The following is a 23,034-nucleotide window of genomic DNA, read 5'->3' on the forward strand; positions in this document are numbered from 1 at the left end:
GGCTTACGGAAAACACGCACAAGGGGAAGACTGTTTGGGGAGGGGGGATACACAAAGGGCCGTTTTTTACCGCCTTGGGGGGCAGGAGCGGGGACTCTTCTTCGGCTCGCCCGGCGCTGCCCCACTCCGGGCACACACTTCCGCGTCTCCCATCCGCTCGATCGAATGATCACAAGGAGTATTTCCGTCGTGTCCAGACGTGTGCGTCTACGCAGACGCCAAGGTGCCGTAATCGGCACGCTCGCTTTCGCATTGTCGATACCCACGCCGCTGGTGCCCTTGGCGCAAGCCGCTGAGTTCCCGGGACGTCCCGAGGTTCCGCGGTCCGCACCCGTGAAGGTGTACGAGGTCACGGAGCCAGGAGCCCAGAAGGAACGCGCCAAGGTCAGCCGGGAGCGAGCAGCCAACCGCGCGCTGGCCGCCGCTGCCGAACGCGAACGCGCACGCAGCACTTGGCCGAAGGCACAGACACTCACCGACCGGCTGGATGCCTCATCCGCTCCCGCGAGCGGCACGCTGGTGGAGGTGCGCGGCGCCGAGGGCGCTGGGCCGGCCCGGCTGGTGCAGCGCCCGGCGTCCGGCATGTCCACGGTGAAGGTGCTCGACCAGAAGGCGACGCGTGCAGCCGGCGTCACCGGCGTGCTGTTCTCCGTGGCAGCCCAGAGGCCGGGTGCGGCCGAGGTGCAGATCGACTACAGCTCCTTCGGCTCCGCGATCGGCGGTGCCTGGGCCACCCGCCTCGGGCTGGTGTCTCTGCCTGCTTGCGCGCTGACGACACCGGGCAAGGCCGAGTGTCGTGAGACCACGCCGGTCCCGTCTCAGAACGATGTCGGGGAGCAGACCGTCACCGGCCGCCTGGACGCGGTCGACTCCGCTCCGCGGGTCCTTGCCCTGGCCGCGACCTCGTCGGGCGGCTCGGACAAGGGCGCGGGCGACTACAAGGCCACCCCGCTGTCCGGCTCCTCGTCGTGGGAGGCCGGCGGTTCGTCGGGCTCGTTCACCTGGTCGTATCCGATCTCGGTTCCGCCTGCGGTGGCCGGTCCGGTGCCGTCTCTGGCGCTGTCCTACGACTCGGGCAGCATCGACGGGCGCACCGCGAACACCAACAACCAGGGCTCGGTTGTCGGCGAGGGCTTCGGCCTGACGTCCTCGTACATCGAGCGTAAGTACGGCTCGTGCGACGACGACGGCCAGACCGACAAGAACGACCAGTGCTGGAAGTACGAGAACGCCTCCCTCGTCCTGAACGGCAAGGCCACGGAGCTGGTCAAGGACGACACGAGCGGCCAGTGGCGGCTCAAGGACGACGACGCCTCCAAGGTCATTCACGCCACTGGTGCCGACAACGGCGACGAGGGAGATGCCTCCGTCGACGGTGTCGGTGAGTACTGGAAGGTGGTCACGGGTGACGGCACCACGTACACCTTCGGCCTGAACAAGCTCGACGGTGCGGGCAGCGAGCGCACCAACTCGGTTTGGGCGGTTCCGGTCTTCGGCGACGACGCCGGGGAACCCGGCTACTCCGCCGGCACTTCGTTCTCAGGCCGCGCCAAGAAGCAGGCATGGCGCTGGAACCTCGACCTGGTCGAGGACGTCCACGGCAGCGCCTCCACCTACTGGTACACGGCTGACTCCAACCACTACGCCAAGAACGGCGACAAGACCGCACTCGAGTCGTACACCCGCGGCGGCTACCTGAACGAGATCCGCTACGGGCAGCGCTCCAACACCCTGTTCACCGGGATCGCCTCCGGCAAGGTGACCTTCGACTACAAAGAGCGCTGCAAGGACAGTGGCAACGGCTGCGGCACGTTGACCGAAGACACCGCGGACAACTGGCCCGACGTTCCCTTCGACTCGATCTGCACGTCGACGGAAACGGATTGCATGGCCACCGGCCCGGCGTTCTTCACCCGGAAGCTGCTGTCGGCCATCCACACCCACGTCTGGTCCACCACTGCCGAGCCCGATGCCTACAAACCGGTCGACTCCTACACCCTGACGCAGGAGATCTTCGACGGTCAGGACATCGGCAACAGCTCCGACCAGGTATGGACCCTCACCGGGCTGAAGCGGACCGGTAAGAACGGTACGGCCATCGGCCTGCCGACCATCGGCTTCACCTACCAGCAGCGCGCGAACCGCGTCGACGGAGCCGCAGACGATGTCGTACCCCTGACGCGCCCGCGTATCTCCACCCTCACCTCGGAGACCGGAGCGATCACCACCGTCGCCTTCTCCGAGCCCGAGTGCGTGCGAGGCACCAAGATGCCCGCGGCCGAGGACGACAACAATCTCTCCTGCTACCCGGTGTACTGGCCCGTCAACGGCGGCGAGCCCCAGCTGGACTGGTTCCACAAGTACCGAGTGATCGCGGTCAACACCGCTGACCCCGCCGGACGCAACCCCAGCGTGGAACACGCCTACACCTACGAGGGCCCGGCCTGGCACTACAACGACGACCCCTTCACCAAGGAGAAGGAACGCACCTGGTCCTCCTGGCGCGGCTACCGGCAGGTGACCGCCTACACCGGATCGGTCGGAGCCACCCGTGCCAAGACCGTCAGCCTGTACATGCAGGGCATGCACGGCGACCGGCTCAAGGCGAAGGACGCCAACGGCAACCCGCTGACCCGCAGCGTCACCCTCACGAGCATCGACCTGGACAACGTCCCCGGCAGCGCCGGGGGCGAGCTGAACCTTTCCGACAGCTACGACCGTGAGCAGTACGCAGGCCGGCTGCGCCAACAGATCACCTACGACGGTGCCATCGCCGTCAGCAACAAGTTCAACAGCATCTGGTACCGGCAGACAGCCAGCCAGCAGAAGTCGTACGCCAACATCAAGGCGTACATGGTCCGCACCTCAAGGGCCTACACCCATACGTATCTCACGGCTACAAAGAAGTGGCGCACCTCGGCTTTCAGCTACACGTACGACAACTACGGCATGACCATCCACACGGAGAACCGCGGTGAGTTGTCACCTGTCGGCGATGAGACATGCACACGCATCTGGTACGCCCGAAACGACGCCAAGGGCCTGACCGGACTGGTCTCTCGCACCCGCACCGTGGGTCAGGCCTGTGCGCTCACCGACGACCAGCTGAAGATGCCCACCGGCATCACCCACAAGTACACGAGCACCGAGGCCCCGGACCAGCGCGGTGACGTCCTGTCCGACACCGCCACTGTCTACGACAACACCGGCGCCACCGGCTGGACCGCCGACCAGACCCCGACACTGGGCCTTCCCACCTGGACCGGCCGTGCCAAGGGGTACCCGGCCGCCGTCGCCGGCAGCACCGCCGACCGCGATCCCACCAGCTGGCAGACGCTGACCAAGGTCACGTACGACGGAGCGACCGCCAAGCTGGGCCGTCCCCTCACGGTGACGGACGCCAACGGCAAGGTCACCACCACGGCCTACTACCCGGCGACGGCAGGTCCGCTCACCTCCACGATTGTCACCAAGCCGACGCTCACCAACGGTCAAGCCCACAAGGCTTACACGTACTACGATCCCGCGCGCGGCTCCGTAACCCGCACCCTGGACGCCAACCTCAAGCGGACCGAGCACACCTACGACGCGCTGGGCCGCATCACGGCGACCTGGGCACCCAACCGCTCCAAGTCCGGCGGTGACACCGCCACCGCCACCTTCGACTACGGCATCAACCAGACCAACCTTCCCTCCTGGACCTCCGTGTCCACCCTCAAGCCGGACGGCCAGACCTACACCACCAGCTACAGCCTGGTGGACTCCCTGCTCCGCCCTCTCCAGTCCCAGTCCCCGGCCCCCAACGGCGGCCGCATCCTGACCGACACCCGGTACAACGACCGCGGGCTGGCCTACGAGACCTACGCCGACATTTTCGACTCCACCAGCGCGCCCAGCAGCGCCTGGACCCGTGCCGAGTACGGTGGCGCGCCCAAGCAGGTCAATGTGGAGTTCGACGGCGTCGGCCGGCAGGTGAAGTCCACGCTCCTGGTCAAGGGCGTTCAGAAGTTCGCCCCGGTCGTCACCTCCTACACCGGTGACTCCGTGGCCACCACGGCTCAGCAGGGCGGTAACGCCACCCGCACGATTTCCGACGCCCTGGGCCGCACCACCGAGACCCGCACCTACGCGGGCACCCAGCCGGACGATGTCGCCTACGGTGGCGGGCTCGGCGCCACGTACACGTCCGTCAGCTACGGCTATTTCCGGGACGGCAAGCAGAAGCAGGTGACCGGCCCGGACGGCGCGAAGTGGTCGTACACGTACGACCTCTACGGACGGCAGGACACCGCAACCGACCCTGACAAGGGCACTGCCTCCAGCTCCTACACCGACCTCGACCAGATCCAGACGACCAAGGACGCCGAAGACCGGATCCTGGTCCATGGATACGACGAGATCGGCCGCAAGACCGGTCTGTGGCAGAACAGCAAGAGCGACGCCAACCTCCTCGCGGAGTGGACGTACGACTCGCTCCTCAGGGGCCTTCCCGACGCCTCCATCCGCTACACCGGAGGCAAAGGCCAGACCGCCAGCAAGGCCTACACCAAGACGGTCACGGCCTATGACTCCATGAGCCGCCCGACCTCCACCACCCTGACACTCCCTGCCGACGACCCGCTGGTCACCTCGGGAGCGGTCACCGCCACCACCACCGCGAAGGTCTCCTACCGTCTCGACGGGACGGTCAACAGTGTCACCGAACCGGCGGCCGGCGGTCTCCCCCAGGAAGTCGTCAGCACCGCCTACAACAGCCTCAGCCTGCCCATCGGCCTCTCCGGCGCATCCGGCTACCTGCTGGGCGCCTCCTACACCGACCTGGGTCAGGTACAGCAACTCACCCTGGGAACTTCCACCGCCGGCGGTAACAAGAAGGTCTTCCTCAGCAACTTCTACGAGGAGGGCACCGGTCGCCTGACCGGTGCGGACGTCGACGACCAGACCCGTGGGGCGGTGCGCGACACCGACTACACCTACGACCCCAGCGGCAACGTCACGTCGATCTTCGACCACGCGAACACCGGCAACGGCGCCGACTTCCAGTGCTTCACCTACGACGGCCAGCGCCGTGTGACCGAAGCCTGGACACCGAAGACCGCGGACTGTGCCGCCCAGGGGCGCACCGTGGCCAATCTCGGCGGAGCCGCCCCCTACTGGACGTCCTACACCTACAACGCGGCAGGCCAGCGGGCCACTGAGAAGCAGAACTCCGCCACTCCGGTTACCCGCACCTACTGCTACGACACCACTCGCACGCACGCGCTGAAGGCCACCACGACCGACGGCAACTGCACCGACGAGACCACCCGGTACACGTACGACGACACGGGCAACACCACCGCCCGCGTCGAGACGCCGGGCAGCACGACCACTCAGTCCCTTGCTTGGTCTGCCGAAGGCAAGCTCACCAAGCTCACCGAAGGCGCCACCGCAACGGACTACCTCTACGACGCCGACGGACAACTCCTCATCCGCCGCGCCTCCGGTACCAGTGGTGAGACCGTCCTCTACCTGGGCGCCACCGAAGTCCACCTCAAGGGCACCAGCAAGTGGGCCAACCGCTACTACGCGGCGGCCGGCGCCACCATCGCACTCCGCACCAACGAAACCGGCACCGAGAAGCTCCACTTCCTCGCCGCCGACCACCACAACACCGGCAACCTCTCCATCACCGGAGACACTGCCCAGACCCTGACCAAGCGCTACACCACCCCCTTCGGCGCCGCCCGCGGAACTACCGCCGGCACCTGGCCCGACGACAAGACCTTCCTGGGCAAGCCCACCGACACCGGAACCGGCCTCACCCACATCGGCGCCCGCGAATACGACCCGAACCTCGGTCAATTCATCAGCGTCGACCCGATCCTCAGCCTTGACCAGCACCAGTCGCTGAACGGTTACAGCTACGCGAACAACAACCCTGTCACTACCGCCGATGCAACCGGCCTTCGGACTGACGACGGACCAGCTGACCCGAAGCGCGACTGCCAGTATCTCCCCGAAGCCTGTGGCAAGCCGTCGGCTGGGGATCCGGGTGGTGGCGACAAGGGCAAGAACGACGGGACCGCCAGCGGCAGCGGAGGAGATCAGGGCGGTCACAATAAGTTGACCTGTAACCGTGTCAAGTGCACGACCACGTGGGTCAACCAGCCCCGGGGAAACGATTTTGACTACGCCGCAGGAATTGTCACGGGCATCGTAGAGGGGCTCACCTTCGGCTGCAACGTCTTCAAGCTGTTCGGGGAAGTTGAGTGTGCTGGCGACGCTACTGCAAAAGAGTTCGCCGATAACGGCGCGGACCTGAGTTCGGCCGCCTTCGAAATGGGAGTCGGGCAGGGCGGAATAGTCGCCGTAGGACCCTTGGGTCCTGTAGCTCCCGAGGTCGCTGCTGGCAAGACCTTCACCTCCCTTCTGTTCAGAAGGGGAGGGAACGTCGGCGAATTTTCGGCATTGACGATCCCAATGAACAGGAAATCCGTAAAGCAATACGCGAAGGCTGCGGATATCTCTCTGGCGGGGACGAAGTGGGGAATAGATCGAAACCCCGACCTCATAGGCAGGCAAATGTTCGGACACACGAACACGATAACGAGGCGCATGACGTTCTATCCCGACGCCTTTACGAATGCCGAGACGATGGTCAAGACAATCGGGCATGAACGCACCCACGTGATGCAGCTTCAACTGCACGGACCATCGATGACCACCCAGCAAGGCCGCCTGACCGAAGATACGGCGTATGCTATCGAACCGAGCTTCTACTACACCTACCTCATGAGGACAGGGGGTCAGTCTTGAGTAAAAGAAGTCAATGGGTCGTTACCCTAGGGCGTTACATTGATGGCGAACCCAGCAAGTGTCCCCGGTGCGGGTCGAACAGCCTACGCCTGCGTTATATTGGCGACGAAATAGAGAAGATCGGTTACGCGCTCTTCTGGTGCGAAAGCTGTCTTCACGGAATCAACGTGTCGAGAGCAGGCGCAACGCCAGCTGGAGAGTTCCGAGCCTTCAATGACCCGAATGGACTCGAAGGGGTTCCGGAGTTCACGGTAGTCAACTAAGTTTGAGGTATCCGGGTTCGGGTTCACCCCGGACCCGGATACCCGCTGCACAACTGTCGGTCGATCCGGTCGATCGGTTTATTAAGCGCTCGGCTGGGGACCCAGCCGAGCGCTTTGCGTGGGCGGCGATTGGCGTCATGGGTGCCTCAGTAGGCCAACCGGTCTTTCGTTCGAACGGGGCCACAAAGCAGAACCGGACCGCACGCCCGGAGCCCAGGATCACCGCCGAACTCCGCAAGGAGGGCGAGCGCGTCAACTGCGATTCGGGGTCAAATGTGAAGCCGGGTTCGGCGCAGGCGCGGACGAGGAGTTCTGCAATCGCGACCGGTAAGATTACCGCCGGAGATGCGAGGTCGAAATTGAGTAGAATTAGGACTCAGGTGCAGCAAATTCTGGGTAACGACGTACGCCATGTCGATGTTTCGATCATTCGGATCGGAGGGGAGTTCGACAATGGGCCATTCATTGGAATCGGCCAGTGATCCCGAAGTCGATAAGGATTGCAACGTCTATGTCGACGCAGAGTCTCCAGAATCAATTTTCGGGCTGCTTGTGCGCGCTCTAGGTGTATTGATCACGAGCGTTGTTGACACTGGTCTGGTCTTGAACATGGCGAAGACCTCCGGTGTGGTGGAGGTGTCTAGGCTCCACACCGCACAACGGAGGTCTTCGTGTCCCACCGTAATGCCCGGCTGACCGTTCATGGCAGGCGGCTACTCGTCGACCGTGTCTGTTCCGGCCGTCCGGTCGCGCATGTGGCGGCCGAGATGGGCATATCCTGGGCAACGGCTCACAAGTGGATCCGGCGTTGGCGGACCGAGGGTGAGCCGGGGCTGCACGACCGGTCCAGCCGTCCCCGCACGACACCGCACCGGACCGCGTCCGACATCGAGGCCCAGGTCTGCCGCCTGCGGACGGACCGCAAGCTGGGACCCGCCCGGATCGGCCCGATCCTGGGCCTGCCCGCCTCCACCGTCCACCGCGTCCTCACCCGCCACCGACTCAACCGCCTGGCATGGCTGGACCGCCCGACCGGCGTCGTCATCCGCCGCTACGAACGCGACCGCCCCGGCGAACTCATCCACGTCGACGTGAAGAAGCTCGGGCGGATTCCCGACGGCGGCGGCCACAAGGTTCTGGGCCGCCAGGCCGGCCGGGCCACCCGCAACGGCATGGGCTTCGACTACGTCCACTCCGCCGTCGACGACCACACCCGCCTCGCCTACAGCGAGATCCACCGCGACGAGAAGGTCGCGACCTGCGCGGGCTTCCTCGCCCGCGCGGCCGCGGTCTTCCACTCCCAGGGCATCACCCGCATCGAACGGGTCCTGACCGACAACGCCTGGGCCTACCGCAAGGGCCTGGCCTGGAAGAACGTCCTGGCCGACCTCGGCGCGACCGGCAAGCTCACCCGGGCCTACCGGCCCCAGACCAACGGCAAGGTCGAACGCTTCAACCGCACCCTGCTCGACGAATGGGCCTACCTACGGCCCTACACCTCAAACGACGAACGGACCGAAGCCCTGGCAGACTTCCTCCACACCTACAACCACCACCGCTGCCACACCGCACTCGACGGACACCCGCCCATCAGTCGCGTCAACAACGCTGCGGGTCAATACATCTAGGTATCGCGGAAGCGCCTGCTATGACTCGATTCTCTTCTCTGGGCATTACGGTCGCCCGAAATGACTATCAGGCCATGGCGGGAAATTCGGACGATTTTGTTCAGTGGGGAACCGTGGTTGAATGCGAGGCGATTGCCGAGGCGACGCTGGGTCAGGTCGTGGAGGCCGTTGGAACTATTTTGGAGACGTTGTGGAATAGGGGCTATCGGGCGGTGGCGGCCTGCGACTACGAAGATGAACTTCCGAGGTATGGGCATGGTTGAAGGAGGTCGCGATGGCACTATTTGATCCGAAACTCTTGGGCAGCTGGTCCAGTCAGACATCGCCGCTGGTCACAGCCCTACAGGCAGGAACCGCAAGAGTTTCGGGTCAATAAAGCGCACACCTGAGGGGCGCCACTCGCCCCCGGGCAGTGAATCGCGCTTCAGCGGCCGTTGTTGACGTCTTCGACGCTTCCACTTCAGGCGCCAATCCGTGGTCGTCGGGTGAATCGCAAGCCCGACGACCGCAGCGCCCTTCCACGCGAGGCCGCTGGGAATATGCCTGCAACGCCAGACTAGATACCCTCCGCCCGGAAGGTATGCACATAACAGATAATGCAGCGCTTACGGGATGACCCCAGGGGTGCCTGTTTGAGATGCGGCGTACGCTATCGAGCCCAGCTTCTATTACACCTATCTCATGAGAACAGGGGGTCATCCTTGGGCAAGCCAGGTCAGGTGCCACCCAACGCTGCAGCAGTCCCGGTCGTTACCCTTGGTCGCTACATTGGTGGCGATGCACGGCAGCGCGGTCGCGCCAGCCGGCGTCGGCCCCGGTGGGCAGCACCGCGGCTCGCCAGTCAGCCCAACCCGGTCGGCGAGCTGCCGTAACAGCACCGCCCCGGCATGCCCGATCAGTCCCCGCCCATCGGCCCGCACGACCAGACCACGTTGCCAACCTGCATGCTCGCGCACCAGAAAGGTGTCCTGACTCCATCACCGGATACGACCTAGACAATCGCATCCTTGTAGGCTAGGGCACCTTTCCTGCTACCAGGACGTCAGATCACCCAATTCCGCTCAATAGCCAGGGGTAACTGGATACCGGATTCGCCCGAACCTAGTGCTGCTGCACTTGGCGCAAGCCTCCGCCAGAGAAATGCGAATTGGGTGGAGGGTGCAGCGCAACTGTGGGTTGATCAGACCAGTCGGTTTAGCTAGGAGCTTCGTACTCATGGATAACAGGGGTGGCGGTGTCTGATTGGTCGGCGCTCTTTGCGGAAATGGAAACGGCTAAGCGCAGGTTGGCGGTGAGCGACCGAGACGGGCTATGGCGTCACGGGCAACGTCGACCTCCCGCCGTACCGGGTCGGATCGCGGGGATCGCCACGGTGACGCACTGTTCGGTGGACCCTGAATACGCCGATTTCCTCCTGCATGCGGATGGCTGGTCGGCCATTTTGCAGGACATTGACCTGTTCGGGACGGCGGACTTCGATACCGACGCTTACGCCGAAGCTGAGGAATTGGTGCGTGTGATCGAGGATGAGGTGGAGATCGAGCGTGGAGAAGGCTTCACCCGCCTGATTCCCATCGGGGCGTCACGGACAGACATCGACGTCCTCGTCATGCCGTGTGCGAGCGATTTGAAGCGACCGGCCCCTGTCATCTGGCTTGCGGGCGGGGAAATCGAAAGGTACCGAACCTTCTCCGATTTCTTTCGTGGGATGATCGCCGAGAATAATGCGGAGGCGGACTCCCTGGCGTGAACTCGCCAGCCGTCCACCGCCTCCCCTGAGTGGCAATAGCAAACGTGAAGCCCCGTCAGGTGTGTCCTGGCGGGGCTTCTGCGTGGGTGACGGCAGTGCTTGACGGAGCGGCAACAACCACGGACGCCAGGGCGCAGCCGCGAACGTTGGCGGAGCACGAAACCGCCGGTGAACTGTGGAAGCGCAGGCGGGGAGGGGGCGCGTAGCACACGTGCTATGTGTCGGCGGGGCCAACGCGCTCAGTGAGGTGTGGTGGGGGTGCGAGTTCGCACCAGAGGAGTTTGCCGCCGCGGCCGAAGAGGTCGTCGCCCAGCGGGTAGCCGCCCCAGTTGTCCGCGTAGTGCTGGACCAGGAAGAGGCCGCGGCCGGTGGCGACGTCGGGGGGCGGTGTCAGGGTCAGGTGGCGGCGGTTGAACGGGGCCGGGATGTGCGGGTTCGTGTCCCAGACGCTGATGCGGAGCCGGTCGCCCTCCGTGTGGCGGAGGCGGAGGGCCGACGGACCGTGGGAGTGGCGGTAGGCGTTGGTGACCAGCTCCGAGGTGAGGAGTTCGGCCGCGTCGACGCGGTCGGTCATGCCGTGGCCGGCCAGCGCGGCGCGCAGGGTCATGCGGGCGACGCGCGGGGCGTGGCGGTCGTGGGGGAGGTGGAGGGCGTAGGACCAGGAGGCGGGCGGCGATACGGTGGGCATGGAAGTCTCCTGCGGAGAGGTGTAGTTGGATCGCCTCCGGTGGCATTGCCGTGTGGTGCGGTGCGCTTCCGGGTGGCGTGGCTCACACCGTAGAGCGCCGGTGGAATACCTGCTACTGATTCGCGGGGAACTACCCAAAGTGACTTCGTGTGGGTGACCTTCCCGTACGGACGTATGGAGATCGGAGAGCCTTGCCCCCTAGCGCCAGCCCCACCCTGCGTCAGCAGCGACTCGGTATCGAGCTGCGGAAGCTCCGCGAGGGCTCGGGCCTGACTTCGACAGGCGCGGCAGGAGTCCTTGGAATCAGTCAGGCCAGAGTCAGCAGCATCGAGTCGGGCCGCTACCCGGTGAGCGCAGAGCGCGTACGTACCTTCGCCAGGGCGTACGACTGTGCGGACGAGGCATTGATCGAGGCGCTCTGCGCGATGACCGGGGGACGGACCCGAGGCTGGTGGGAGGAGTACCGCGAGTATCTTCCGGCCGCTCTCGTGGACTTGGCCGAGCTGGAGCATCACGCCAGGGAGCTACGGGTTGCCCTGGTGATCCACATTCCCGCGTTGTTGCAGACCACGGACCATGCCCGGGCGCTCTTCCGGGAGGTGGCTCCGCCACTGCTGCCTTATGAGGTGGAGCACCGGCTGTCCCACCGCATCAAGCGCCAGGAGATCCTGCACGGCGCTCAGCCCATTCGGTACACGGCGCTGATCCATGAGGCCGCGCTGCGTATGGCCTTCGGGGGGCCGGATGTCGCCCGCGCGCAGCTGGATCACATCGTCGAGATGAGCGAGAAGGACAACATCACGGTGCGGGTGATGCCCTTCGGCGGCGGCGCCTTTCCCGGCACGGGGCAGCCAGTCGACTATGTCTCGGGTGCGGTGCCCAAGCTGGACACTGTCCAGGTCGACACCCATTTCGGCTGCGAGTTCCTTGATGCCGAGGCTCAATTGATCAAGTTCAGGACCGTGCTCGACCGCTTGGAGGCTTCGGCCCTGAAGCCGGCCGAGTCGCGAGAGTTCGTTCACCGGCTCGCCCGCGAGATGTGAGGAGGGGCGCGAAGTGCCCATGTATCAGTGGAGGAAGTCCTCCTACAGTCCCGACGGCTCCAACTGCGTCTGCGTCGCCCTCGCGCCCGACGGGACCGTGCGGCTTCGCGACAGCAAGGTGCCCGACGTCGTCGTCGCCGTGAGTCCCGGGGCTCTGCGGGCGTTCGTGGGTGGGGTGAAGTCGCGATCGCGTACCGGTTGGTAATCCGGTGTCGGTGGCGGGCGGCGCTCACATAGGGTGCGCACGGAATCGCCCTTCTTCAGCAGAGAGTTGGACATGAGAGCCACCGCCCTTCGCCGTACCGCCGTCGCCGTCTCCGCCGTTTCGCTCGCGTTCGGTGTCGCCGCCTGTGGCGGGGGTGGGGAGGGCGAGGACAAGGGGAAGGACGCGCCCAAGGGCTCCGCCTCCGCCTCCGCCGCGCCCGACGCGAAGGCGCTGTCGGCCGCCGAGCTGGAGAAGCTGATCGTCGAGCAGGCCGACCTCACGGGCCACCAGGTGCAGAAGGCCGAGCCCGCCGACGTCGTGAAGGCCGGTGACGTCAGCGCGGACAAGCCCGCCTGCAAGCCGCTCGCCGAGGCGATGTCCTTCATCGCGACCGGCACCCCCGGCGCCAGTGTGCAGCGCAAGGCCATCGAGATGCCGAAGACGGAGGGGGCGACGGCCTCGCCCGAGGACGCCCTGGGCATGCTCAGCGCGCCGGTGACATCCGTGACGCTCGGCTCGTACGACGGCGGCGGCGCCCAGGAGGCGCTGGCCTCGCTGAAGACGGCGGGCACGGAGTGCGCGGGCGGCTTCACGCTCGTCGGCGGCGGCGAGAAGACGAAGATCACCAAGGTCGCCCCGGAGACCGTGACCGCCGGCGAGGAGGCGCTCGCCTTCACCGTCACCACCGACGTGGACGGCGACGCGTGGACGAGCAAGCTGGTGGCCTTCCGCAAGGGCAACACGCTGGCGTCGTTCTCCGTCATCAGCCTCGGGGGCACGGTCAAGGAGCTCCCGAAGACCGTCATCGACGCGCAGGCGGCCAAGCTCAGCTGACTCCTGAGGTCCCAGGGCCTTCGGCCATACGTTGCCGCGACGCTGGGAGGCCCCGGCTCCCGGTGCGACGGGTCACCAGTCGGCCGGGTAGCTCTTGAGGGTGCTGGTGTCGAGGGTCCAGGCACCGGCTGTGACGGTGTCGCCGAAGGCGTAGGGGACGGAACGGCGGTACTTCGTTCCGTCCGGGCCGCCCTTGGGCTCGGAGTGGACGGTGACGGTCTGCTGCTTCTCCCTGGGGTCGACGACCACGTAGATCGGAATTCCCATCTTCGGGTAGTCCGTCAGCTTCTTGTGGATGTCGTCCAGGGAGTTGCTCGGAGAGACGACTTCGACGGTCATGAGGACGTCGCGTGCGTGCACGACCTTGGCCGCTTGGTCGGCGTCTTCTTCCGTGATGACCATGAGGTCCGGAATCTTGGTCAGGCCGCTCACCGGGTCGTGCATGTTGGTGTCGTTGAGCGCGATGACCTCGGGTGCCTGGGCCTCGATCTGGCGCCGCAAGCGCACCACGTTGAGTCCGTGGGGGGCGGTGGGGCTCATCATCGCCACGAGGATCACGCCGTCTGTCGTCTGCACCTTCCACTGGCCTTCGTGATGCTCGGCGAGCTCCGCGATCTGTTCGGCCAAGTCGTGCAGGCGATGCTTCTCGTCGGGGGTGAGGTCAGGCATGGGGTGTCCTCCCGGTAGGCCCCGGCCAGCGTATTAAGGATGTTAGATCAGCGAGTGCAGTCGCTGGTTGGCCCGTGCACAACGTGCGTGACATCTGCCTGTCAAAGATGGGCTTGGACTTGAGAGCCGTCGTCGTCCGGTGCAGTTCCCCCTTCGCAGCCACGGCCTTGCCCTTGGCGCTGCTTGCCACCGCCCGTGGTGGTCGCGGAGCTCCCGAAGGCCGTCATCGACGCGCAGGCGGCCAAGCTCGGCTGACTCCGGGGCTCCGGGCGGGTTCGGTCGTAGGCTGCCGACATGTGCGGAATCGTGGGTTACGTCGGCGGGCAGTCGGCGCTTGATGTGGTGATCGCGGGCCTCAAGCGGCTCGAGTACCGGGGCTACGACTCGGCCGGTGTCGCGGTGCTCTCCGACGGGGGCCTGGCCGCGGCGAAGAAGGCGGGCAAGCTCGTCAACCTGGACAAGGAGCTGGTCGACCGGCCGCTGCCGAGCGGTTCCACCGGGATCGGGCACACCCGCTGGGCCACCCACGGCGGGCCGACCGACGCCAACGCGCACCCGCATCTGGACAACGCGGGGCGCGTGGCCGTCGTCCACAACGGGATCATCGAGAACTTCGCCGCCCTGCGCGCGGAGCTGGAGGAGCGCGGCCACGACCTCGCGTCCGAGACGGACACCGAGGTCGTGGCCCACCTCCTCGCCGAGGAGTTCTCCTCCTGCGGCGACCTGGCGGAGGCGATGCGGCTCGTGTGCCGGCGGCTCGACGGGGCGTTCACTCTGGTCGCCGTGCACGCGGACGAGCCCGACGTGGTCGTCGGCGCGCGCCGCAACTCGCCGCTCGTGGTGGGCGTCGGCGAGGGGGAGTACTTCCTCGCCTCCGACGTCGCGGCCTTCATCGCACACACTCGCGCCGCGATCGAGCTCGGCCAGGACCAGGTCGTGAAGCTGTCCCGCGAGGGCGTCGAGGTCACCGACTTCGCCGGCACCCCCGCCGACGTCCGGTCGTACCACGTGGACTGGGACGCCTCGGCCGCCGAGAAGGGCGGATACGACTACTTCATGCTCAAGGAGATCGCCGAGCAGCCGAAGGCCGTCGCCGACACCCTGCTCGGCCGGATCGACGGCGACGGCCGGCTCCGGCTCGACGAGGTGCGCATCCCCGACGCGGTCCTGCGCGAGGCCGACAAGATCGTGATCATCGCGTGCGGCACCGCCTTCCACGCGGGCATGATCGCGAAGTACGCCATCGAGCACTGGACCAGGATCCCCTGCGAGGTGGAACTCGCCAGCGAGTTCCGCTACCGCGATCCGATCCTCGGCCAGCGGACGCTCGTCATCGCGATCTCGCAGTCGGGCGAGACGATGGACACGCTCATGGCGCTGCGGCACGCGCGTGAGCAGGGCGCCAAGGTGCTTGCCGTCTGCAACACCAACGGCTCGACCATCCCGCGCGAGTCCGACGCCGTTCTCTACACCCACGCGGGTCCGGAAGTCGCCGTCGCGTCCACCAAGGCCTTCCTGACGCAGTTGGTGGCCTGCTATCTGCTCGCGCTCTACCTCGGGCAGGTGCGCGGGACGAAGTGGGGCGACGAGATCCACGCCGTCGTGCGTGAGCTCGCCCGGATCGCCGACGAGGTGGAGCGCGTGCTGGAGACGATGGAGCCGGTACGGGCCCTGGCCCGTTCCCTCGTCGACAAGGACACCGTCCTCTTCCTCGGCCGGCACGTCGGCTACCCGGTCGCCCTGGAGGGTGCGCTGAAGCTGAAGGAGCTGGCGTACATGCACGCGGAGGGCTTCGCCGCCGGTGAGCTGAAGCACGGCCCGATCGCGCTCATCGAGGAGGACCTGCCGGTGGTGGTGGTCGTGCCGTCGCCCCGCGGGCGCTCCGTCCTGCACGACAAGATCGTCTCCAACATCCAGGAGATCCGGGCCCGCGGGGCGCGGACGATCGTGATCGCGGAGGAGGGCGACGAGACCGTCGTACCGTACGCCGATCATCTGATCCGCATCCCGGCAACGCCTACGCTGCTACAGCCGCTGGTCTCCACCGTGCCGCTGCAGGTGTTCGCCTGCGAACTGGCGACGGCACGGGGCAACGAGGTGGACCAGCCGCGGAACCTGGCGAAATCTGTGACCGTGGAGTGAGCGAATGATCATCGGGGTGGGGATCGACGTGGCGGAGATCGACCGCTTCGCCCTGTCGATCGAACGGACGCCGGGGCTGCTGCGGCGCCTCTTCGTCGACGGCGAGCTGCTGCTCCCGAGCGGCGAGCGCCGGGGCACCGCGTCCCTTGCCGTCCGCTTCGCCGCCAAGGAGGCGGTGGCCAAGGCCCTGGGCGCGCCCGCGGGCCTGCACTGGACGGACGCGGAGGTCTATCTGGAGCCCAGCGGTCAGCCGCGGCTGCGCGTACGCGGCACGGTGGCGGCGCGGGCGGCGGAACTGGGCGTCCGCCACTGGCACGTCTCGCTGAGCCATGACGCGGGGGTGGCGTCGGCGGTGGTGATCGCGGAGGGGTAGGGCGCTGCGGGTACGGGCCCCGGGGCCGGCGGGAGGTGTCGCGCGCGGGTCTGTGAGGGCGTCCACGTCACCCGGTCGTCGTTGATTAGGTGAGGCTAACCTAAGTCGTGCATCGAACGGCGTCAACCCCTGCCTCCGGGCGGGCGCTCGGGAGGTGCGGCAGACTGCGGTGCATGCGTACCGCTTACCGCGTGGAGACCGTACGGGCCGCCGAGGCCGAGCTGATGGCGACGCTGCCGGAGGGGGCGCTCATGCAGCGGGCGGCGGCGGGTCTGGCCGCCGCCTGCTTCTCGCTGCTCGGCCGGGGCCATGTTTACGGGGCGAGGGTCGTCCTGCTCGTCGGCAGCGGGGACAACGGCGGCGACGCCCTGTACGCGGGGGCGCGGCTCGCCCGGCGCGGGGCGGGTGTGACGGCCGTACTGCTCGGCTCGCGGGCCCACGAGAGCGGCCTTGCCGCCCTGCTCGCGGCCGGGGGGCGGGTGGCGGAGGACCCGTTCGGGGCGCTCGCCGTCGCCGACCTCGTCCTCGACGGGATCACCGGGATCGGCGGGCAGGGCGGCCTGCGGCCGGACGCGGTCCCGGTCGCCAGGGCGGCGCGCGGCTCGGACGCGGTCGTGGTCGCCGTCGACCTGCCGAGCGGGGTGGACGCGGACTCCGGGCAGGTCACGGGGGAGGCGCTGCGGGCGGACGCGACGGTGACGTTCGGGGCGTACAAGCCGGGGCTGCTGATCGACCCGGCGCGCGAGTACGCGGGGGCGCTGCGGCTCGTGGACATCGGCCTCGCGGACCGCCTGCCGTCCGTGCCGGACGTCGAGGCGCTGCAACACGAGGACGTGGCCCGCCTGTTGCCGGTACCGGGCGCGGAGAGCGACAAGTACCGGCGGGGTGTGGTGGGCGTCGTCGCGGGCTCCGCCCGCTACCCGGGCGCCGCGGTGCTCGCCGTGACGGGCGCCCTGCGGGGCGGTGCGGGCGCGGTGCGGTACGTGGGGCCGGCGGGGGACGCGGTGATCGCCCGCCACCCGGAGGCGCTGGTGCACGAGGGGCCGCCGGGGAAGGCGGGGCGGGTGCAGGCGTGGGTCGTCGGGCCGGGTCTCGGCGACGGGCCGGGGGTCGCGGACGTCCTGGCCTCGGACGTGCCGGTCCTGGTGGACGCGGACGGACTGCGCGAGCTGGACGCGGAGGCGGTACAGGCGCGCACGGCGCCCACCCTGCTCACCCCGCACGCGGGGGAGGCGGCGGCGCTGCTGGGCGCCTCGCGGGACTCGGTGGAGGCGGAACGGCTGGCGGCGGTACGGGAGTTGGCGGGGCGCTTCGGCGCGACGGTGCTGCTGAAGGGGTCGACGACACTGGTGGCGGAGGGCTCCGGTCCGGTACGGGTGAACCCGACGGGCACGTCGTGGCTGGCGACGGCGGGCAGCGGGGACGTGCTGTCCGGGCTCGCCGGGTCACTGCTCGCGGCCGGCCTGCGCGCCCGGGACGCGGCCTCGGTGGCCGCCTACCTCCACGGCCTGGCGGCCCGCCGCGCCTCGGGCGGCGCCCCGATCGCAGCGGGCGACGTGGCCGCGGCCCTGCCGGACGCGTGGCGGGACGTGGTGTCGTAGGGGGCGGCACGCGTGAGGGTGCCTGCCGGACGCGTGGCGGGACGTGGTGACGTGGTGTCGTAGGGGGGCGGCACGGGTGAGGGTGCCTGCCGGACGCGTGGCGGGACGTGGTGACGTAGGAGGCGGCACGGGTGAGGGTGATCGGGGCTACAGCCCGGGAAAGCGGTACGGGAGCCGACACCTGAGAGACTGGGCGCGATGACTGAGACACCCCCGCCCCGCAGAGCCCGCGCCGAGATCGACCTCGGTGCGCTGCGTGCGAACGTCCGCACGCTGCGCGCCCGTGTCGCGCCCCAGGCCCAGGTCATGGCCGTGGTCAAGGCCGACGCCTACGGACACGGCGCCGTCCGCTGCGCCCGCGCCGCACTCGACGCAGGCGCCGCCTGGCTCGGCACCGCCACGCCGCACGAGGCGCTCGCCCTGCGCGCCGCCGGGATCACGGACGTCCCGGTCCTGTGCTGGCTCTGGACCCCCGGCGACCCCTGGGCCGAGGGCATCGAAGCCGGTCTCGACATGGCCGTCAGCGGGATGTGGGCCCTGCGCGAGGTCGTCGAGGCGGCGCGGGAGACCGGGCGGCGGGCCCGTATCCAGCTCAAGGCCGACACCGGCCTGGGGCGCAACGGCTGCCAGCCCGCCGACTGGCCCGAACTCGTCGGCGAGGCGCTCAAGGCGGAGAAGGACGGCCGCGTCACGGTCACCGGGCTCTGGTCGCACTTCGCGTGCGCCGACGAGCCGGGACACCCCTCCATCGCCTCCCAGCTCGACGTCTTCCGCACGATGCTCGACTACGCCGAGAAGGCCGGAGTCCGGCCCGAGGTCCGGCACATCGCCAACTCCCCGGCCACCCTCACCCTGCCGGAGACCCACTTCGACCTGGTCCGGCCCGGCATCGCCATGTACGGCGTCTCGCCCAGCCCCGAACTCGGCGTCCCCGCCGACTTCGGGCTGCGGCCCGTGATGACGCTGAAGGCGAGCGTCGCGCTCGTGAAGCAGGTCCCGGCCGGCCACGGCGTCAGCTACGGACACCACTACGTCACCGAGCGCGAGACCCGGCTCGGTCTCGTGCCGGTCGGGTACGCCGACGGCATCCCGCGCCACGCCTCCGGCCGCGGCCCCGTCCTGGTCGGCGACCGGGTGCGCCGGGTCGCCGGGCGGGTGGCCATGGACCAGTTCGTCGTGGACCTCGACGGCGACACCGTCGAGCCCGGCACCGAGGCCGTACTCTTCGGACCCGGCGACCGGGGCGAGCCGACGGCCCAGGACTGGGCCGAGGCCGCCGACACCATCGCGTACGAGATCGTCACCCGCATCGGCGCGCGCGTCCCGCGCGTCTATGTGAACGGCTGAGCGAACGACCGAGCGAACGGGTAAGCACCGACCGAGCGAACGGGTAAGCACCGACCGAACAGGGAGCGGCAGTGAGCGAGTCCAGTACCGACAACTGGCGGCGTGCCGGTCTCGCCGGTGCCGCGATAGGCGTCCTCGCCGCCGGCGCGGCGGCCGGGGTCGCCGTGGAGCGGCTCACGGTCGGGCGCGGCATGCGGCAGAAGGCGCGGCTCGCCCTCGACACCTCCGCGCCCTACGGCTCCCTGCGCGGCATCCCCGGCAAGGCGGTCGCCGACGACGGCACCGAGCTGTACTACGAGACCGACGCCGTCGAGTCGGACGCGCCGGCGCCGCGCCGCCGCAGACTCTTCGGGCGCAAGGCGCCCGCGCCCGTCACCGTGGTCTTCAGCCACGGCTACTGCCTCGGCCAGGACTCCTGGCACTTCCAGCGGGACGCCCTGCGCGGACTCGTCCGTACCGTCTACTGGGACCAGCGCAGCCACGGCCGCTCCGGTCGGGGCGTCTCCCAGTCCGGGCCGGACGGCGTGCCGGTCGCCATCGACCAGCTGGGCCGCGACCTCAAGGCCGTCATCGACGCCGCCGCGCCCGAGGGGCCTCTGGTCCTGGTCGGGCACTCCATGGGCGGCATGACGATCATGGCCCTCGCCGACCGCCACCCCGACCTCGTCCGCGAGCGGGTCGTCGGCGTCGCCTTCGTCGGGACGTCCGCGGGGAAGCTCGGCGAGGTGAACTACGGGCTGCCCACGGCCGGGGTCAACGCGGTGCGAAGGGTTCTCCCGGGCGTCCTGAAGGCGCTCGGTGCGCAGGCCGAACTCGTCGAACGGGGCCGCAGGGCCACGGCCGACCTGTTCGCCGGGCTGATCAAGAAGTACTCCTTCTCGTCCAGGGACGTGGACCCGGCCGTCGCCCGGTTCGCCGAGCGGATGATCGAGTCCACCCCGATCGACGTGGTGGCGGAGTTCTACCCGGCCTTCGCCGAGCACGACAGGGCGGCGGCGCTCACGGCCTTCCTCGACGTGCCCGTGCTCGCGCTCGCCGGCGACCGTGACCTGGTCACCCCCAGCTCGCACACGGAGGCGATCGCCGATCTGCTGCCGGAAGCGGAGCTGGTCATCGTGCCCGACGCCGGGCACCTGGTGATGCTGGAGCACCCCGAGGCGGTGACGGACCGGCTCGCGGACCTGCTGGCGAAGGTCGGAGCGGTGCCCGCGACCGCGGCCAGGGCGGGCGCCGGCAGCAGTTAGGTTGGGCCGTATGGAAGAACCGCACTCCGCTGCCACCCTTGACATCGACTCCCCTGAGGAGATGCAGGAGATCGGCCGTCGTCTGGCGAAGCTGCTGCGCCCGGGCGACCTCGTGATGCTCACCGGCGAACTCGGCGCCGGCAAGACGACGCTGACCCGCGGCCTGGGCGAGGGCCTCGGCGTGCGCGGCGCCGTCACGTCCCCGACCTTCGTCATCGCCCGCGTCCATCCGTCCCTGGTCGGCGGTCCGGCCCTGGTCCACGTCGACGCGTACCGCCTCGGCGGCGGGCTCGACGAGATGGAGGACCTCGACCTGGACGTCTCGCTGCCCGAGTCGGTGGTCGTCGTGGAGTGGGGCGACGGCAAGGTCGAGGACCTCACCGACGACCGGCTGCACATCCTGATCCACCGCGTGGTGGGCGACACGGACGACGACCGGCGCACGGTCGTGCTGCGCGGCATCGGCGCCCGGTGGGCGGACGAGAACCTCGCGCTGAGCTGAACGTACGTAGGTTCCGACAAGGTGTCGGGAAGATGTTGCGGCGAGCGTACGAGCCGTGGTCACATGGATGCACGAGCTGGTTAGGTGTACCTAACCTACGGGAGGCATGCATGGCGACGCCAGAGCGCGAGCGCGCGGAGGCGCGGATCTCGATGAGTGAGCTGCTGGCCTCCTGTGCCGCGGCGACCGCAGTGTCGACCCCGCCGAGAGAGTCCGACAGCCCGGAGACCCTCCGCCCGGACACCGTCGAGCGGGACATCGAGCGCGAGGCGGCGTAGCCCGTACGGGTGAAGGGCCGGTACTGCCCGGCGTGTACGCCACGGCGCGTGGGCCGCGCGCGCCCGGCGCGCGAGGTTCGGGGGCACACGCGAGGTTCGGGGGCAGGGGCAGCGCCGAGGGCGGCTCGGTACCGGTGGAGGCGACCGGCCGAACGGTTCGCCGCCAGGAGTGGCGGCCGGCGTCGGCGTCTCGGCTCCGCGTGCGTCCGGTCGTCGCGTTCCTGCGCGACGACCACGACGTCCTGGAGCCGCGCGACGACCACGACGTCCTACGCGACGACCACGACCTTCGCGCCGATCGTCGCGAACATCCACATCGCGTCGCCGTCCGCGCGCTTCATGCGGATGCCGCCCGTCTTCCGCGTCGGGTCGGGCGTGGAGAGCGAGCCGTCGACGGCCGCGCTGAAGCCGACCGAGACGTCCTCCACGCTCGCGAACCGCACCACGTGCTCGATCGCCACGCCGTCCGAGCCGGTCACCGCGCCCGAGCGCGAGGTCACCTTGTACGACCCCGGCGCCGGGTGGACCGTGCTCGGCATGACCGAGAAGGTCTGCGTGGCCTGGCCCTTCGCGTCCACCAGCCACACCCGCCGCTCGCCCAGCGCGTACACGACACGCGTTCCGCTGCCCGAGTTTGCCGGCACGGCGAGCGGGTCCTTGACGGGCTTCTGCGGGCCACCGGTGGCGGCGGAGGAGGGGGCCGCGGTGGTCCTCGGCTTGGCCGAGACGTCCGCGGGCGCGTTCGCCGACGCCTGGTAGGCGAGGAAGGCGACCGCGGCGATCGCCGCCGCCGTGAGCCCGGCCACGAATCCCGAGCTGCTCCGTGCCACCCTGCCGCCCACCTTTCCTTCGTACGTACGTATCGGTCGTGACGGTAGCAGTCGCCGGCGACCGGGACGGGGCGCCGTGCGGACCGGCCGGGAGCCGTAGGCTGTTTGCGTGCTCTTGCTCGCCATGGATACCGCCACGCCCGCCGTCACCGTCGCCCTCCACGACGGCGAATCCGTCGTCGCCGAGTCGCGGCAGGTCGACGCCCGCCGTCACGGGGAGCTGCTGCTGCCCGCCGTCGACCGGGTCCTGAACGAGGCGGGGCTGAAGCTCGACGCGGTCACCGGCCTCGTGGTCGGCGTCGGGCCGGGGCCTTACACCGGCCTGCGCGTCGGACTCGTCACCGCCTCGACCTTCGCCTCCGTCCTCGGCGTACCCGTGCACGGGCTCTGCACCCTGGACGGGCTCGCGTACGCCTCCGGGATCGAGGAGCCGTTCGTCGTCGCGACGGACGCGCGCCGCAAGGAGGTCTACTGGGCGCGGTACGAGAACTCCCGTACGCGCGTCACCGACGCGGCTGTCGACCGGCCCGCCGAGATCGCCGAAGAGGTCGCCGGGCTGCCGGTCGTCGGCGCGGGGGCGCGCCTGTACCCCGAGGTCTTCCCGGACGCCCGCGACCCCGAGCACCAGTCGGCCGGCGCGCTGGCCGCGCTCGCGGCGGAGCGGCTCGCGGCGGGCGCCGACTTCCTCGACCCGCTGCCGATGTACCTGCGCCGCCCCGATGCCCAGGTGCCGAAGAACTACAAGGTGGTCACGCCCAAGTGACCGCAGGACAGCCCGCAGCCGGACCGTCCGCGGGTTCCGGACCGTCCGCCGGACAGCCCGCGGGTTCCGGACCGTC

At 68.6% G+C, this 23,034-nt stretch carries 18 protein-coding genes; 15 read left to right on the top strand and 3 right to left on the bottom strand.

What is annotated here, in order from left to right:
* Positions 1–333: 333 nt before the first annotated feature.
* From ACFUJR_RS04195 to ACFUJR_RS04210, 4 genes are all read left to right on the top strand, one after another.
* Complete coding sequence (locus ACFUJR_RS04195; RefSeq protein WP_383176947.1) at positions 334–6,798, top strand: RHS repeat-associated core domain-containing protein; 6,465 nt, start codon at positions 334–336, stop codon at positions 6,796–6,798.
* A gap of 934 nt (positions 6,799–7,732) precedes the next feature.
* Complete coding sequence (locus ACFUJR_RS04200; protein ID WP_383176944.1) at positions 7,733–8,689, top strand: IS481 family transposase; 957 nt, start codon at positions 7,733–7,735, stop codon at positions 8,687–8,689.
* Positions 8,690–8,709: 20 nt separating this feature from the next.
* Positions 8,710–8,952 carry a hypothetical protein gene (locus ACFUJR_RS04205; RefSeq protein WP_383176941.1) on the top strand — a complete coding sequence of 81 codons (243 nt, stop codon included), beginning with the start codon at positions 8,710–8,712 and terminating at the stop codon, positions 8,950–8,952.
* A gap of 965 nt (positions 8,953–9,917) precedes the next feature.
* Positions 9,918–10,439, top strand: a complete 522-nt coding sequence (locus tag ACFUJR_RS04210) for a hypothetical protein (protein ID WP_383176938.1) — start codon at positions 9,918–9,920, stop codon at positions 10,437–10,439.
* Between the two features lie 214 nt (positions 10,440–10,653).
* On the opposite strand, the gene ACFUJR_RS04215 is transcribed toward ACFUJR_RS04210, so the two are convergent.
* On the bottom strand, positions 10,654–11,127 hold the full coding sequence (locus tag ACFUJR_RS04215; RefSeq protein ID WP_383176935.1) for an ATP-binding protein: 474 nt from the start codon (positions 11,125–11,127) through the stop codon (positions 10,654–10,656).
* A 191-nt stretch (positions 11,128–11,318) separates the two neighbouring features.
* Here ACFUJR_RS04215 and ACFUJR_RS04220 point away from each other — a divergent pair, with 191 nt between their 5' ends.
* From ACFUJR_RS04220 to ACFUJR_RS04230, 3 genes are all read left to right on the top strand, one after another.
* On the top strand, positions 11,319–12,170 hold the full coding sequence (locus ACFUJR_RS04220; RefSeq protein ID WP_383176932.1) for a helix-turn-helix domain-containing protein: 852 nt from the start codon (positions 11,319–11,321) through the stop codon (positions 12,168–12,170).
* 19 nt (positions 12,171–12,189) lie between these two features.
* Positions 12,190–12,375 carry a DUF397 domain-containing protein gene (locus tag ACFUJR_RS04225; RefSeq protein ID WP_383176950.1) on the top strand — a complete coding sequence of 62 codons (186 nt, stop codon included), beginning with the start codon at positions 12,190–12,192 and terminating at the stop codon, positions 12,373–12,375.
* Between the two features lie 72 nt (positions 12,376–12,447).
* Positions 12,448–13,209: a hypothetical protein gene (locus ACFUJR_RS04230; RefSeq protein WP_383176929.1), complete on the top strand. Its 762-nt coding sequence runs from the start codon at positions 12,448–12,450 to the stop codon at positions 13,207–13,209.
* Between the two features lie 72 nt (positions 13,210–13,281).
* Here the strand turns inward: ACFUJR_RS04230 and ACFUJR_RS04235 are convergent, their stop codons facing one another.
* On the bottom strand, positions 13,282–13,878 hold the full coding sequence (locus tag ACFUJR_RS04235) for a Uma2 family endonuclease (protein ID WP_383176926.1): 597 nt from the start codon (positions 13,876–13,878) through the stop codon (positions 13,282–13,284).
* A 294-nt stretch (positions 13,879–14,172) separates the two neighbouring features.
* Between ACFUJR_RS04235 and glmS the strand changes: the two genes are divergently transcribed.
* The 7 genes from glmS to ACFUJR_RS04270 all read left to right on the top strand — a co-directional run bounded on the left by glmS (position 14,173) and on the right by ACFUJR_RS04270 (position 21,365).
* Positions 14,173–16,020, top strand: a complete 1,848-nt coding sequence (gene glmS / locus ACFUJR_RS04240; RefSeq protein WP_383176923.1) for a glutamine--fructose-6-phosphate transaminase (isomerizing) — start codon at positions 14,173–14,175, stop codon at positions 16,018–16,020.
* A 4-nt stretch (positions 16,021–16,024) separates the two neighbouring features.
* Positions 16,025–16,393: a holo-ACP synthase gene (locus tag ACFUJR_RS04245; RefSeq protein ID WP_383176920.1), complete on the top strand. Its 369-nt coding sequence runs from the start codon at positions 16,025–16,027 to the stop codon at positions 16,391–16,393.
* Positions 16,394–16,566: 173 nt separating this feature from the next.
* On the top strand, positions 16,567–17,994 hold the full coding sequence (locus ACFUJR_RS04250; protein WP_383174016.1) for an NAD(P)H-hydrate dehydratase: 1,428 nt from the start codon (positions 16,567–16,569) through the stop codon (positions 17,992–17,994).
* Between the two features lie 198 nt (positions 17,995–18,192).
* Positions 18,193–19,341 carry an alanine racemase gene (gene alr, locus ACFUJR_RS04255; protein WP_383174013.1) on the top strand — a complete coding sequence of 383 codons (1,149 nt, stop codon included), beginning with the start codon at positions 18,193–18,195 and terminating at the stop codon, positions 19,339–19,341.
* 71 nt (positions 19,342–19,412) lie between these two features.
* Positions 19,413–20,585 carry an alpha/beta fold hydrolase gene (locus ACFUJR_RS04260; RefSeq protein ID WP_383174010.1) on the top strand — a complete coding sequence of 391 codons (1,173 nt, stop codon included), beginning with the start codon at positions 19,413–19,415 and terminating at the stop codon, positions 20,583–20,585.
* Between the two features lie 10 nt (positions 20,586–20,595).
* Complete coding sequence (gene tsaE, locus ACFUJR_RS04265; RefSeq protein ID WP_361442520.1) at positions 20,596–21,087, top strand: tRNA (adenosine(37)-N6)-threonylcarbamoyltransferase complex ATPase subunit type 1 TsaE; 492 nt, start codon at positions 20,596–20,598, stop codon at positions 21,085–21,087.
* A 110-nt stretch (positions 21,088–21,197) separates the two neighbouring features.
* A complete protein-coding gene (locus ACFUJR_RS04270; RefSeq protein ID WP_383174006.1) occupies positions 21,198–21,365 on the top strand; it encodes a hypothetical protein in 168 nt (55 codons plus the stop codon).
* Between the two features lie 269 nt (positions 21,366–21,634).
* Here ACFUJR_RS04270 and ACFUJR_RS04275 read toward each other — a convergent pair whose 3' ends face one another.
* Positions 21,635–22,171 (bottom strand): hypothetical protein, encoded by a 537-nt coding sequence (locus ACFUJR_RS04275; protein ID WP_383174025.1) that lies wholly within the window; start codon positions 22,169–22,171, stop codon positions 21,635–21,637.
* Between the two features lie 133 nt (positions 22,172–22,304).
* On the opposite strand from ACFUJR_RS04275, the gene tsaB reads away from it, so the two are divergent.
* Positions 22,305–22,958, top strand: a complete 654-nt coding sequence (tsaB, locus tag ACFUJR_RS04280; protein WP_383174003.1) for a tRNA (adenosine(37)-N6)-threonylcarbamoyltransferase complex dimerization subunit type 1 TsaB — start codon at positions 22,305–22,307, stop codon at positions 22,956–22,958.
* The last annotated feature ends 76 nt before the right edge of the window (positions 22,959–23,034 follow it).

This window comes from Streptomyces sp. NPDC057271 (genome assembly GCF_042668715.1).
GTDB lineage: Bacteria > Actinomycetota > Actinomycetes > Streptomycetales > Streptomycetaceae > Streptomyces.